15 protein-coding genes are annotated in these 14395 nt (G+C 34.9%); 9 read left to right on the top strand and 6 right to left on the bottom strand.

Annotation, left to right across the window (positions count from 1 at the left end):
• The first annotated feature begins 29 nt into the window (after positions 1-29).
• From B9J78_05365 to B9J78_05350, 4 genes are all read left to right on the top strand, one after another.
• Positions 30-1790 (top strand): phosphoenolpyruvate--protein phosphotransferase, encoded by a 1761-nt coding sequence (locus B9J78_05365; GenBank protein MBA2124346.1) that lies wholly within the window; start codon positions 30-32, stop codon positions 1788-1790.
• Between the two features lie 377 nt (positions 1791-2167).
• Positions 2168-3076 carry a hypothetical protein gene (locus tag B9J78_05360; GenBank protein MBA2124345.1) on the top strand — a complete coding sequence of 303 codons (909 nt, stop codon included), beginning with the start codon at positions 2168-2170 and terminating at the stop codon, positions 3074-3076.
• Positions 3073-3636 (top strand): hypothetical protein, encoded by a 564-nt coding sequence (locus B9J78_05355; protein ID MBA2124344.1) that lies wholly within the window; start codon positions 3073-3075, stop codon positions 3634-3636. The genes B9J78_05360 and B9J78_05355 overlap by 4 nt, the downstream gene beginning before the upstream one ends.
• 123 nt (positions 3637-3759) lie before the next feature.
• Positions 3760-4686, top strand: a complete 927-nt coding sequence (locus B9J78_05350) for a hypothetical protein (GenBank protein ID MBA2124343.1) — start codon at positions 3760-3762, stop codon at positions 4684-4686.
• Positions 4687-4727: 41 nt separating this feature from the next.
• Here the strand turns inward: B9J78_05350 and B9J78_05345 are convergent, their stop codons facing one another.
• The 6 genes from B9J78_05345 to B9J78_05320 all read right to left on the bottom strand — a co-directional run bounded on the left by B9J78_05345 (position 4728) and on the right by B9J78_05320 (position 9260).
• Positions 4728-5264, bottom strand: coding sequence for a hypothetical protein (locus B9J78_05345; GenBank protein MBA2124342.1), 537 nt, complete (start codon positions 5262-5264; stop codon positions 4728-4730).
• Complete coding sequence (locus B9J78_05340) at positions 5261-6067, bottom strand: hypothetical protein (GenBank protein ID MBA2124341.1); 807 nt, start codon at positions 6065-6067, stop codon at positions 5261-5263. Before B9J78_05340 ends, B9J78_05345 begins: the two co-directional genes overlap by 4 nt.
• A 113-nt stretch (positions 6068-6180) precedes the next feature.
• Entirely contained in the window at positions 6181-6714 is a 534-nt protein-coding gene (locus B9J78_05335) for a hypothetical protein (protein ID MBA2124340.1), read from the bottom strand.
• Positions 6666-8153 (bottom strand): hypothetical protein, encoded by a 1488-nt coding sequence (locus B9J78_05330; protein ID MBA2124339.1) that lies wholly within the window; start codon positions 8151-8153, stop codon positions 6666-6668. Before B9J78_05330 ends, B9J78_05335 begins: the two co-directional genes overlap by 49 nt.
• Positions 8154-8319: 166 nt before the next feature.
• The gene (locus B9J78_05325; GenBank protein ID MBA2124338.1) at positions 8320-8982 is read right to left on the bottom strand and encodes a hypothetical protein; all 663 of its coding nucleotides are present in this window, start codon (positions 8980-8982) and stop codon (positions 8320-8322) included.
• Complete coding sequence (locus tag B9J78_05320) at positions 8982-9260, bottom strand: cupin (GenBank protein MBA2124337.1); 279 nt, start codon at positions 9258-9260, stop codon at positions 8982-8984. Before B9J78_05320 ends, B9J78_05325 begins: the two co-directional genes overlap by 1 nt.
• A gap of 125 nt (positions 9261-9385) precedes the next feature.
• Here B9J78_05320 and B9J78_05315 point away from each other — a divergent pair, with 125 nt between their 5' ends.
• The 5 genes from B9J78_05315 to B9J78_05295 are packed head-to-tail and all read left to right on the top strand — an operon-like array spanning position 9386 to position 14312.
• Positions 9386-9946, top strand: a complete 561-nt coding sequence (locus B9J78_05315; protein ID MBA2124336.1) for a hypothetical protein — start codon at positions 9386-9388, stop codon at positions 9944-9946.
• Positions 9943-10395 carry a ribose 5-phosphate isomerase B gene (locus B9J78_05310; GenBank protein MBA2124335.1) on the top strand — a complete coding sequence of 151 codons (453 nt, stop codon included), beginning with the start codon at positions 9943-9945 and terminating at the stop codon, positions 10393-10395. Before B9J78_05315 ends, B9J78_05310 begins: the two co-directional genes overlap by 4 nt.
• Positions 10396-10400: 5 nt before the next feature.
• Positions 10401-11636 (top strand): serine hydroxymethyltransferase, encoded by a 1236-nt coding sequence (locus B9J78_05305; GenBank protein ID MBA2124334.1) that lies wholly within the window; start codon positions 10401-10403, stop codon positions 11634-11636.
• On the top strand, positions 11633-12121 hold the full coding sequence (locus tag B9J78_05300) for a cytidine deaminase (GenBank protein MBA2124333.1): 489 nt from the start codon (positions 11633-11635) through the stop codon (positions 12119-12121). The genes B9J78_05305 and B9J78_05300 overlap by 4 nt, the downstream gene beginning before the upstream one ends.
• Positions 12087-14312, top strand: coding sequence for a hypothetical protein (locus tag B9J78_05295; protein ID MBA2124332.1), 2226 nt, complete (start codon positions 12087-12089; stop codon positions 14310-14312). Before B9J78_05300 ends, B9J78_05295 begins: the two co-directional genes overlap by 35 nt.
• Positions 14313-14395: the final 83 nt, after the last annotated feature.

The following is a 14395-nucleotide window of genomic DNA, read 5'->3' as shown; positions in this document are numbered from 1 at the left end:
GGCTTTCTAACAGAGTAAGAAGGTGTAGAATGGAAAATGTTATGTTTAAAGGTATGCCGGCATCTCCTGGCATTGCGGAGGGTAAGGTTTTTGTTGTCGGGAAAGAAAAAAAAATATCTGTTTTGCCCAAACCCATTTCTGATGCGGATATACATCTTGAAATTGCAAAATTTGAAAATGCACTTCTTAAAACAAGAGAAGAAATAGAAAATATACAGAAACATATTCAGACACAGACCGGAACTGAACATGCTGAGATATTTGAGGCCCATCTTTTGCTTCTTGAAGATAGGATGCTCATTGAAGAGGTTGTTATGCGGTTAAGAAATGAAAAGGTTTGTGTAGAATATATAGTTTCAGATATTATGGAAAAATATGCCAGGGCATTTTCGGAACTTGAAGATGAATATATGAGGGAAAGAATATCTGATATAGAAGATGTCAGTAAAAGGATTTTAAGAAAACTTTTCAATATAGAAAAAAAAACCCTTAAAAATTTAAGTGAGCCAGCCATTATTATAGCACATGATGTTTCTCCGTCTGATATTGCCGTAATGCCAAAAGACAAGGCACTGGGTTTTGCCACAGAAACCGGCTCAAGGACATCACATACTGCCATTATGGCAAGAGGATTGGAGATACCAGCAGTTGTTGGTATTGAGCATATTACGAACGACATACAACAGGATGATTGGGTCATATTAGACGGCAATCGTGGGGTCATATATATCAATCCTGATTCTTTTATAAGAACAAAATATGAAGAAGAAAAAATAAGACTTAAAGAGTTTGAAAAAGAACTTTTTTCTTTACATGATTTATCCTCTAAGACAAAAGATGATTTTAAGATAGTCCTTGCGGGAAATATTGAACTTCCTGAAGAAGTATCATCTGTTTTTACATACGGAGGAGAAGGGATAGGACTTTATAGAACAGAGTTTTTATATTTAAACAGAAAAGATCTTCCCACAGAAGAAGAACACTATGAATCTTATAAGAGAATTGCTGCCGCATTTACGCCTGTCCATATAATAATAAGAACACTTGATTTAGGAGGAGATAAGGTTGCTCCCCAGATGAATATCCCCCCTGAATCAAATCCATACATGGGATGGAGGGCAATAAGATTCTGTTTAGCGGTTCCTGGTATATTTAAGATGCAGTTAAAAGGGATATTAAGAGCATCCTTTTTGGGAAATATTAAAATAATGTATCCTATGGTTTCTGATGTTGAAGAGGTTATCAAAGCAGGCAGACTACTTCAAGATGCAAAAGATGAATTAGATGCAAAAGGTCTACCATATGATAAAGATATAGAGGTCGGAGTGATGATAGAAACCCCCGCTGCTGTGATGACAGCAGACATTATAGCCCCTTATGTAAAATTTTTTAGTATCGGGACAAATGACCTGATACAGTATTCGCTTGCAATTGACAGAGCAAACGAAAAAGTAGCATATCTTTACAAACCAGCACATCCGGGTGTTATCAGGATGATTAAAAATGTTATTGATATAGGACATAAAAATGGTATCTGGGTTGGGATGTGCGGTGAGATGGCAAGCGAGCCGCTGTATAGTATTCTTCTTATAGGTCTTGGTCTTGACCAATTAAGTGTAAGTCCTATTATGATACCTGAAATTAAAAAGATTATTCGTTCTACAACAATACAGGAAGCAAAACAGATAGCAGACACCTGCCTTGGTATGAATGATTCGGAACAGATAGAAAGTTTTTTGAAAGAAAAACTAAAACCAATCATACCGAAGATTGCAACAGATTGGGGTTAATTGCTTGATTAAAAAAGTACTTGACCCTGTTAGAGGTAAACCCCGTTAGAGAACTTTCTCTAAACGGGGTAAAAAACTTCTAAACAGGGCTGGTATGTCGCATATATGTATAACTTATACATTCACTTGACAAACAGAGGAAAAACGGAGCATAATTAATTAGATGTGTAGGAGAGTATTTCTTTCAAGGTGAAATTTTATTTTTGAGGATTAAATGGTGTTTAATTTACAATTCATAAAAAATAAAGGAGCAAATAAAGGTAAGTATCCCACGTCGGCACGTAAGGGGTTTTTGTCGCCCTTGACAAAAGTTTTCCACAGCGTTGGCTATTGTTGCCCACTTTTTATCTTTGGTATAGTAAAATAAACTCCCCAATATGTATAAATTGAAAGACCAATTTTATACAAAACCTCAAGTAGCCGAAAAGTGCTACAAAACCTTTCAAAAGGTTGCCAAGGAAATCGGGGTAAATCTTGATGATTATGTTTTTATTGAACCATCAGCAGGATGCGGTTCTTTCTATCAATTTTTACCGAAAAATCGCAGGATAGGAATTGACATAGACCCTAAAAAACTTTTAGGGATAGAAAACAAAGGAATAATAAAATCCGATTATCTTAAATGGTATCCCGAGAATAGAAATAAAAAGTATGTTGTAATCGGAAATCCACCGTTTGGATTAAGAGGAAACCTTGCCCTCTCTTTTATCAATAAATCTTATCAATACGCAGATATGGTAGCTTTTATTTTACCTCAACTTTTTAATAGTGATGGCAAGGGTGTTGCTGGTAAAAGAGTTATAGGTTATAAATTAGCCCATAACGAATATTTACCATCGGACTCATTTATTTATCCTGATGGCACAGATGTAAAAATAAATACCGTGTTTCAGGTTTGGACTAAAATAAATACTGACAAAATAAAGAAAAAACGACCTGAAACTTGTAATAATTTTATTGAGATATATTCTTTATCAGATGGCGGTTTGCCAGCGAATACAAGAAACAAGGATATGATAGAAAAGTGCGATGTTTATTTGCCATCTACAACTTTTAATGGTATGAAAGCATATAGTTCTTTTTATGAATTACCGAATAAACGGGGATATGGGATAGTTATCAAAAAAAACAAGGAAGAGATAAAAAAAATAATTGAAAATCACAACTGGGAAAAGAAAGCATTTTATTCCACCAATTCTGCTTTAAATCTACGAACAAGTTTGATTAAAGATGTAGTTATAGAAGCAGGTTATTTTGATAAGAATAAAAACAGGTTGTTTATATGAGTATATCAGATATAATTCTTAAAAAAGTAAAAGACATACAAGCAAGAAAACCTCTACAGCAATTTGATTGGAACGATAGTCTATATGAGGATGTGCAATCTTTAATGATTGATGAAAAAGGACAGCTTGGGGAAGAAATAGCGGTTGATATCTTAAGAGATTTTAAATGTATTGTTGATTATAACCCAAGCAAAACAGAAGAAATAAAGGGTTGGGATTTAATTTCTAATAGCTTAAAAATAGAAGTAAAACTTGCGACAATTACGATTGGAACTGGATTATTTCAGCACGAAAATCTACATCCTCAAAGAGATTTTCACGGAGTATTATTTATTGATGTTGCCCCAAAAGAAATATATCTTACTGCTGTATGTAGAAAAGATATTCTTTGGAAAAAATTACATCACAGGAAAGAAAGCGGAGCTTATAAATGTGATTTTTCTATAAAACATATAAAAGATAACAAAATACCAAAGTTTGAAAAATATAAAACGGGATTAGTTAATTCGGTAGAGGATTTTTTCAATATCTATAAATGGTTAGAGGAAAATTGTAAATAAGATATTATATTTTTTAATTTAATAAAAATATGTCAAACGATAAAATAACAATAATTGAAAAAATCGGTAATTTTGTTTCTAATATCCTTTTAGGAGAAACGAAATGGAGGATCCCGAATTAAGATGATTTATACCCTGACCCTTAACCCCAGCCTGGATAAGTCCTTTTACCTTCCTAAAATTCTAAATGACGACATTAACCGTCTGAAGAAGGTTTATGAAGACCCGGGCGGAAAAGGAATCAATGTGGCTAAAGCGGTTAAGGAGTTTGGAGGAGAGGTTCTTGCTCTTGGCCTTATTGGAGGAGAAAACGGAAAGAGATTAAAACATCTACTTTCTGAAAAAGGAATTCCTTTTTCCTTTGTAAGGACTGTGGGGGAGGTTCGTCTTATCTACAATATATTTGAGAAAAAAGGAAGGGTCATCCGTTTAAATGAACCTGGGCCAAGGATTAAAAGTGAAGAGATAAACAGACTTCTTAGAAAGATAACCTCTTTTTCCTATAGAAAGGGTGATTTTTTTATTATCTCCGGAAGTCTACCATTGGGAGTAAAGGAAAATATCTATCAGAAAATTATTAAGAAGCTAAAAGGAAAAGTTAAAATTGCCCTGGATGTTGATGGAAAACCTGGTCAATATGGAGTATCGGAAAAGCCACAGATTCTAAAGCAGAACCTTTATGAATTAGGAAGGCTATTTAAGAAGAAGATAGAGAAGAAAGAAGAGGGTATCTCCCTGGGGCAAAGACTTTTTAATTCCGGTATAGAAAAGGTAATTATCTCTTTGGGGAAAGAAGGCGCAATAGGTCTGAATAAAGAAGGTTCTTTCTGGATAAGACCACCCCGTATACTGGAAAAGAGTAGTGTAGGAAGCGGGGATTTCCTTTTAGGAGGTCTTGTCTGTAGTCTTTCCCGGGGAGAGGATTTTCTCTCCTCTTTACGCTGGGGAGTAGCTGCTGGCACTGCCTCAATAAGATATCCGGGCACCCAATTAGCCCCTTATGATGAAATTCGTAAGTTCTATCCTTCCATTAAAGTAATACCCCTTTAAGTCAAAAGTCAAAACGCAAAAGGTAAAACTGACCCGTAGAGTTACCCTGAGTAATCAAGAAGATTTGTATTTTCTACTTTTGATTGTTTTAGGAGTTGTTTTTCAGCATCTCTTATGGCTTGCCATGTGGAGGATAAGGATTGCGGGATGATCCTTATACTTGCAAGTGTTGACATAAAATTTGTATCTCCTTCCCACCTTGGAACAATATGGATATGTATATGTCCCGGCACTCCTGCACCTGCCTGCTTACCTATATTAATACCTATATTAAAACCCTGACAGTTCAGTGCTTTTTTTATAATGGTTTCATATCTTACCATTGCCTGCATAATCTCAATCTTTTCTTCTTTTTTAAGTCTGCTTAAAGTGTCTATATGACGGTTTGGTGCAATTATTATGTGGCCGTTTGTGTAGGGAAATTTGTTTAAAACCCCTGTTGTATATTTTCCTTTCCATATAATATAAGAGGTTTTAAATTTAATGTTTTTCTTTAAAAGATTACACAGGAAACATCCTTTTTCTTTATTGGTATTTTTTATGTATTTTATTCTCCATGGTGCCCAGATGTTTTTCATTTTTCTCTTTCAATCTTTTTCCTTGCCTCTTCAAATATTGGCTCTGCAAATTCGGTGCCCCATGTTCTTTCTTCCCATGTTCTTGTTTTAACAGTAGTTAAGAACTTTTCAAAGTCTTTAAAATATGAGCCATATATGTGAAAACTGTCACTTATATCAACATATCTTCCCACAGATACACTTTCACAGATATTTTCTTGTATTCTTTTTGCAATAGTTTTTTGCAGGTCTGTGAGTGCAAATATATTCATAAATGCCGCTTTATATGCATCCCTTGACCTCCAGTGTGTGTTCATATTTAATATCCAGCTGTTTTTATATCTTGAAAGTCTGCACCATACTCTCTGCAAGCAGGGTGGGTCGTCTGTTTTTGGATCAAGTCCCGCTATCCATGTAATTGCCTGTGCCCTTCTTGAATAGGGGACCTTTGAAATTTTATCAACTATATAAGAAATCTGGTCCAGTGTAGATTTTTCATTAGGATACGAAAACAGCCTCTGATGGTATGTATATGTCCATTTCCCTTCCTCGGGGCAGATCCAGTGGTCGTGGATGCCATAGACAACCTCTTGACGATAAATCTCAAGGTCCTCAAGTCCTGCTGGGAATGCCCTGTGTATGCGTGGTTCTGACATAGGCTCATCAATAACCATTATCATTGTTGCATCTCTGCTTTCAGGGTCCTCTGGCTTGTCATACTCTGTTTTTATTTTTAATCCTTTTTTCCAGGTTAACAAAACTGCCTTTTCCCAAGTCTCAGGCAATGTTTTGCCTTTTACATTTAGTACAGGTATATCGTTCATATCATCCTTCTTTTTATCCCTTTTCCATTATCTGTCGTTTATATTTCGTATATCGTTAAAAAATATAAAATACAGAATACAGACTACGGGCGACGGAATACAATACGCGGCTTTTATAATCTAATAATTTTTCCTCTGACTTTGTTTTTATTAACCTCAAGTATTCCATAAGAATTATAGATAGAGTATATTTTATCTGTCGGGCTTCCAGGATTAAAAAGCAGAACCCCGTTTATTATCCGATTATAAGGGTTGTGTGAATGACCGAATACGATTACCTGTACGCAGTCTTTTTCAAATTCCTTCATAACCTTTTCGGGTAGCTCCTGTGGATGTCCGTTGCCGTGTATAAGTCCTATTTTTATTTCTTCAACCTTTATTATTTTTTTTGAAGAAAACATATTTATAATTTCAGATGAATCCATATTGCCATGGACTGCTTCAAGATGGGGAAGTGATTTGAATAAATTTAAAACATAAACATCTACAAAATCACCTGCCATCAGTATCATATCCACAAGATATAATGCATCTACAAGCTTTTTGGGCAAGGTTTGTTGACCCTTATGTATGTGTATATCGGAAAGAACCCCTATTTTCATATTATTGGCATTATATTCTGACACCTCAGTGCAAGATTTATCCATTCAATTTCTCTTATATTTATCCTGCTTTCTTTTGCAACGATTCTTGCATTAAGCCCTATACTGTTTAATGCTAACCATTCTATTCTGCATTTTTTGGGTTTTACCGGCAGCCATTTTAGAAATGTTTCTATGTCTTTCTCCTCTACAAATTTATTTGATACAGGGAAAAACCAATCTTTTTTATTATTTTTTCCTGTGATACAGGATATAGATTCGTTTAGATAATCTATAGACAGAGATTCTAATTTCGGTATTTCTATATATTCATCTTCAAAACCTATTTTTTCTCCATTAAAACAACAGATTGCAGATTTTAATATGTCTTCTGGTTTTCTTGAACAATTTTTAAAGAAATCTTCCCTGACCTTTTCAATATAACAATGAGCATCTTTATAGAACTTTCCAGGATAAATAAAGGGTGAATTTTGTTCAGGTACAAATATCTGCGATAGCCATACACCGAACAGCGGGACAGATATTGTATAGAAATTTCCAAACCTGTTTATCCAGCCAATATCCTCAAGCATCTTAATATTTTTTGCCCATCCATTTTTTGTGCATTTTGATAGTTCTATAATATCTGATATTTTAGAAGTGCCATTGCAGATAATGTTAAGTATATTAAAACCAACTGTATCAAGTTCTCTTCCTTCTGTTTCTGTTTTTCTTTTGAAGATTTGATACACAGAGGAAGAGGCAGAGGAGAGGCTCTCAGAGATTGTATCACAGTTTATCAGAGGAAGACCAGAAAGTGTTTTAAGATATAACGGGTATCCGAGTGTAAGATATATCAGAAATTTTTTAATATCTTCACCTGTATTCTTAAAATAAGTATCTATATAGTGCATTGATTCTGAAACAGAAAATGGTTGCAGATGAAGAATTTCAAAATTACCGAACAATAGTGAAAATTTTTTTGAGAGTATGTGTTTTGCAGTTTTCTGCCTTGAACTTGTAAGAAAAATCATTGTGTCTTTCTCAACCATTATGGTCTTACTGAGCCTTTCAAACAAACGGTGGATGTTGAATCTTTCAAGCAAGTCAAAATCTTCAATTATAAATAATGTTTTTTTACCTGTTATTTTAGAAAGGATTGATGAGACCTGTAATATTTTTTCAAATGCTTTGGTGTTTTCACCACTTTTTGATAATGATACTGCACTTTCCAGCAGGTTATTGGTCTGTTTTATATCTGATAGATAAAAGTTTTTTGTCCTTAAACATATACTGCTAAACAAGTCTGTTTCTCGGACATCTATTATAAAAATATTAAATATTTGTTTATTGGCATCGGAAAGAAGGTTTTCTATCAATGTCGTTTTCCCGATTCCCGTATCTGATATTATTGCTATATTCTGTCTATATCCTTCTTGAAAACCATTCAATCTTTTAATAAGGTTATTTGATACTTCAGTTCTACCGACAAAAACATTGGCCATAATTACCAGTTAAACTCCACTTCGTTTCGCTAACTGATTACACAGATTTTAACTAACGATTACACAGATTAGGGATTAAGGTTGTTTATGTTTTAATCTGTGTAATCTAATCTTCTAATCTGTGTAATCAAGTACAGGTACAGGATTAAAATTCCCATACATTCAGTTATTGTAAAAACAATAAAGGGTCTACGGGGGCGTGCCCTTTCCTTATCTGAAAGTGAAGGTGGGGTATACCTTTTCTTCCAGTATTTCCTACGGTTGATATGAGCTGTCCCTGTTTAACATAATCATTCAATTTCACATATATTTCTCTGTTAGAGCCATACAGTGTTCTATAGCCATCACTGTGTTCAATAATTATTACTTTTCCAAGTCCTTTAAAATTTGTTTCATAAAATACAACCCTTCCTTCTCTGGAAGCAACAACTCTGCTTCCCTCAGGTGCTTTAATATCTATGCCCCTGTTTTTAATCCCACCTGGCATTGATTCTCCGAAAAAATTTACTACCCGCCCTCTTACAGGCCAGATATATGATTGGGTTAAGGGTATAAACAGTTTTTGTCCTATCTCTAATTTTCCTGGATCCGGGAGATGATTTCTGTCAATTATATCTTGCATTTTAATATTGTGTGCTCTTGATATTGAAAATAATGTATCACCTTTCTTAACGGTATAATAAAAACCATCACGGGTTTTAGGAAGAGTATAGACCTGTCTAGGAGGGGGAGTATAGACTCGTCTTGCGGGTATGCAACCGGAAAGCAAAAGGGAAACAGTTAGCAAATAATTTGCTGTACATTTTATTTTTTTGTATAAAGGTTTCATTATTTTTTTGACCTTATCATTGTTAACAACATTTTAAGGCTTGTAATTGCTTTCAAAGAATAAAAACTGCCGGCTGGCATAATTATTATCTGTCCTGATTTTAGATTATGTTGTTTCTCGGATATTTTAATCTCAACTTTACCGTCAATAACCTGCATCAGTGCATCATAAGGAGCGGTATGCTCACTTAATCCCTGTTCTTTATCAAATGCAAAAAGCGTAACATTTCCTGTTTTCTTGTTAATAACTGTTCTACCTACAACCAATTTTAAGACCATTCGGTCTTTATATACTTACTTGTATACTATCATAAAAAATTAATTTTTTAAACCTTTTTTTGTTTTTTAAGTCACCTCGGCCCGGTTCGTCTTCTTAAGCCTTCCTTTTACCAGAAGTATACCACATGTGGGGATGTCTTACACATTCCCACAATCTACGATTTTTTCTCATTGACAGGAAAAAGGTACAGGATTATAATAAACTTTTAATGATAATACATTATAATAATATTTTATTTGTGTGCACAGGTAATACCTGTAGAAGCATTATGGCAGAAGGACTTTTAAAAAAGATACTTCTAGAAAATGCATCTGAAAAACCTTATTTTACAAATATAAAGGTTTTATCTTCCGGAATATATGCAACAGATGGAACACCTCCGACAGATGAGGCAATAAAAGTAATGCAGCAGATAGGTATAGATATTTCCAATCACAGGTCAAGGAGATTGACAAAGCAGATGGTTCTATCAGCAGATATTATACTTGTTATGGAGGTCAAACACATTGAAGCAGTTTGTTCAATTTCACAGAATGCACTAAATAAAACCTGGCTTTTAAGACAGTCTGATAAAAAAGAAAACAGTCTTGAAATTCCTGATCCGCTTAGGAAGCCGTTAGAGGTCTATGAAGAGTGCAGGTTAATGATAGAAAGTGCTTTAAGAAAATTAATTAAAAAATTATGAAAATAGCAATGGGTTCAGACCACGGCGGTTATAATCTAAAAAGTGAGATTTTTGTGTATCTTAAAAGGGTTCATATTGTAAAAGATTTCGGAACATTTTCAGAACGACCTTGCGATTATCCGAAAGTTGCATACAGGGTTGCAAAGAGTGTCCGTTCAGGAAAATATAAAAGAGGAATTCTTGTATGCACTTCCGGCATAGGAATGACAATTGTTGCAAACAAGGTAAAAGGAATAAGAGCGGCGCTGTGTAATTCAAAAACTTGTGCCCGTTTATCAAGACAGCATAACGATGCAAATATCCTTGTGCTTTCGGGTAAATTTACGAGTTTAAAAAAAGCAAAAGAGATTGTTGATGAATGGCTTAGTGCGGATTTTCTTGGAGGAAAAGTACCAAGATATACAGAAAGAATTGAACAGATAAAAGAAATAGAGGAAAAAGAAAAGTGAAACAAATTTTAAAACCATTGAAAGATATTGATAAAAGTATATACAATGCAATAGAAGATGAAATTAAAAGGCAGAATGAACAGGTTAATCTTATTGCATCGGAAAACTATGCAAGCAGTGCCGTTCTTGATGCGGCTGGTTCTGTGCTCACAAATAAATATGCAGAAGGGTATCCCCATCTTCGCTGGTACAAAGGCTGTCAGAATGTTGATAGGATTGAAAGTATTGCAATAGAAAGGGCATGTACACTTTTTGGTGCCGAGTATGCAAATGTTCAACCACACTGCGGTTCGTCTGCCAATATGGCAGTTTATTTTTCAATGCTTAAAACGGGCGACACTATTCTTGGAATGGATATTGTAAGTGGAGGTCACCTCTCACATGGGCACGCACTTAATTTTTCAAAAAGATTTTTTAATTTTATAGGTTATGGCGTTGACAAAAATACCGAACATATTGATTATGATAATATTCTTGAAATTGCAAAAAAACAAAAACCAAAGATGATAGTTGCGGGTGCATCGGCATACTCAAGGATTATTGATTTTAAAAAATTTAGAAAAATATGTGACGCCGTAGGTGCATATCTTCTTGTTGATATGGCACACATTGCAGGGCTTGTCAGTGCAGGACTACACATAAGTCCTGTTAAGTATGCAGAATTTATAACATCTACCACACATAAGACATTAAGAGGTCCAAGGGGGGGATTTATATTATGCAGGAAAGAGTTTGGCAAGAGGATTGACCAGGAGGTATTTCCCGGCATACAGGGAGGACCTCTTATGCATATAATTGCAGCAAAAGCGGTTTGTTTCAAAGAGGCTATGCAGCCTGCATTTAAACAGTATCAGCAAAAGGTGATAGAAAATGCAAGGCAGATTGCCAACAGTTTAAGCCGAAAGGGTTATAGAATTGTATCCGGCGGCACAGATAACCATATGTTGCTTGTAGACCTTTCAGATAAAAATATTACGGGGAAAGATGCCGCAAATGCACTTGATGAGTGTTTTATCATTGTCAATAAAAACCAGATACCATATGATAAGAGACCTCCTGCACTTACAAGCGGGATAAGGATAGGTACTCCTTCTATTACAACAATGGGTATGGGCACAGAAGAGGCAAACATAATTTCAGAGATGATAGATAAGGTTTTGAAGAATATTGGTGATGAAAAAATAAAAAAAAAGATAAGAACAGAAGTAAAACATCTTACCTCAAAGTTTCTTTTATTATGAAATACAAAAGGCCCTGTTGGGATAGTTATTTTATGAGTGTAGCATCCATAGTAAGTAGCCGTTCAACCTGTTTAAGAAGGAAGGTTGGGGCAGTTATTGTGAAGGACAAGAGGATGCTTGCAACCGGTTATAACGGTGCTCCATCGGGCATCAGACATTGTGAGGTTGTTGGCTGCCTCAGAGAAAAATTAAAAATATCCTCCGGAGAAAGACATGAACTGTGCAGAGGCCTTCATGCGGAAATGAATGCAATAATACAGGCATCGCTGTATGGTGTGCCCATTGCGGGGGCAGTTCTTTATTCTACGAATCATCCCTGTGTTATGTGTGCAAAAATGATTATCAATGCAGGTATAAAAAAAGTTGTGATACTTGGAGACTATCCCGATAAATTTGCCAGAAGTTTACTTAAAGAAGCAGATATAAAAGTAGTGAAAGGAGAAAAACAGAATGGAATGGAAAAATTGGGAGGCAAAAAATTATAGTATATATATCTGGAATGATTTTATCAGGTTTGCATTTGATTTAAGAGAGGGGATATGGGGATGTGCGATAGAGAAAAAAAAAGAAAATGGTATTTTTGCTTGCCAGTCCGGATTAAGGATATATAAAGACAATTCTCCAAAAGATTTTTTGACATCCCTTGAATACAGAAGAGGTTGGATACAGCCGGAAGATATTACAGACTCAATGGGGAAATGTATAAGCCTTAATATACTTCATGAAGGCAACAGCCTTCCTTCCTTTATATTTCAGGTTACAGTATATGAAAGTCTGCCATTTGTTTTTATAAAATTAAAATCCTCAGTTGAAGGGAGTTTTGATTTCCTGCCGTTGTGTTTTTCTTGTAAAAAATTTGAAGGTCCGATATTTGGGAAGGGAAAACTCTTTGTATTTAGTGATTCCAAAGTTGTTTCTTTATCAGAAATTGATAAGAAAGAAATCTCCTTATCTGATATAGTTGCAATTTCGGATGCAGACTCAAATGTGGGAAGTGTTATAGGTTGGACAGGCATCGGAACCGGAACAGATAAAATTTTAATGCAAAAAATAGATAAAAATGTAAATATTGAGTCTGTATCAAGACCAATGGAAAATGATAAAAAACACAGTCAGACAGTATTTGTGGGGGTGTTTGAAAATATTTTGCAGGGAATGGAAATGTATGCAAATTTTATATCAAAGAGAAAATTACACCTGAAAAGGATTATACCTGTTGGTTGGTCGGGCAGGGATTTGCCGGTTGAGAATATAAATGAAGATAATATTATCCAGTATGCCAAAAAGATAAGGCAGGTAATTCCCATTATGTATGTGCAGGTAGACCACTGGTGGAAAAAACAGACAGGGGACTGGGAACCGAACCAGGAAAGGTTTCCGCAAGGGATGAAACACCTAACAGATACACTAAAGGCAGAGGGATTCATTCCCTGTCTCTGGTTTTCTCCTTTCTGTGTTTCAAAAAGCACAAGCACTGCACAAGAACATCCTGAGTGGCTTTTGAAAGATGAGAATCAGAACAATATTGAAAAAGATGGTATCTTTGTTCTTGATATCACAAATCCTGATGTAAAGGAATGGATAAAAAAACTTATTGAGAAAATAACAAATGAATGGGGATTTGACTCTTTAAGGCTTGACCTTCTTGATTATGAGGCAATTGAAGCAAAGAGGTTTGATAATGGTATTTTGCCTGTTATTTCATATCTTGAAGGAATGTCTTTTATAAGAAGTCTGGCGCCGCAACAACTGTATATTGCTGCTTGCGGTATTTTAAAAGGTCCAAGTATTGTATTTGAAAAAAATATTTTTGACAGTGCGATCATCGGTCATCCTTTAAGGTTCAAATGGAATGAAATAAAAGAACAGTTAAAACAGAATATATTGAATTGGTATCTTCATCAAAGAGTATGGATAAATGAGGCGAGCTTTTTAAAAACTAATAATGTAGACTTAAATGAAAATGAAATAAAATTTTTGGTAACCGTTTCAGGTATGTTAAGCAACAGTATATTTATTGCAGATACAGAGACTGATAAATTAAATCTTATAAAAGGACTTTTCCCCATACTTGGTATTTGTGCAAGACCCCTTGATATGTTTGAAGGACATATGCCTTCCTTGCTTGACATCTTTCTTTCAGCAGGATGGGAAGATTATCATGTTGTTGCTGCTTTGAACTGGGATGATGAACCGAAACAGATACAGATTGATTTTTCAAAGATTGGTTTAAAAGAAAATTCTTTTTATATGGTGTTTGAGTACTGGGACGGAAGATTTCTTGGAACCCATAGTAATAGTATAAGCCTTTTATTAGAACCGCATTGTTCTAAAATTCTCAGTATAAGGCCATCCCTTGATGTTCCTCAATTTATTGGAACAACAAGACATATCCTGCAAGGCTTTGTTGATGTTGAGGCGATAGAGACAAAAGAAGATTCTATTAGTATAAAACTTACAGGTGAGGCAGATATAGAGGGGAAGATATATGTTTTTGTTCCCTCCTGTTATGTTATAAAAAATTCTCAACCCTTTGGCGGACAGACAGATAATGTAGAAATTAACCCTGTAGAAAATGGGAATATTGTGTGCTGGAAATTACCTCAAGAGGTTAAAGAGATAAGATTGGAATTTGAAAAGGTGAAAAACACAGGTAAGACAGAATCAACTATTTAGGAAAAAGTATCCCCGTTGCACCTGTCTTAACACGAATATAATCATGGGATGGAAAATTCAAAAATCCCCAAGACAAGCCTGAT

It is taken from the genome of bacterium Unc6 (genome assembly GCA_013626165.1).
GTDB classification, from domain to species: Bacteria; Omnitrophota; Gorgyraeia; order Velesiimonadales; family Velesiimonadaceae; genus Velesiimonas; species Velesiimonas alkalicola.
This window is presented reverse-complemented; position numbering and strand designations above follow the sequence as displayed.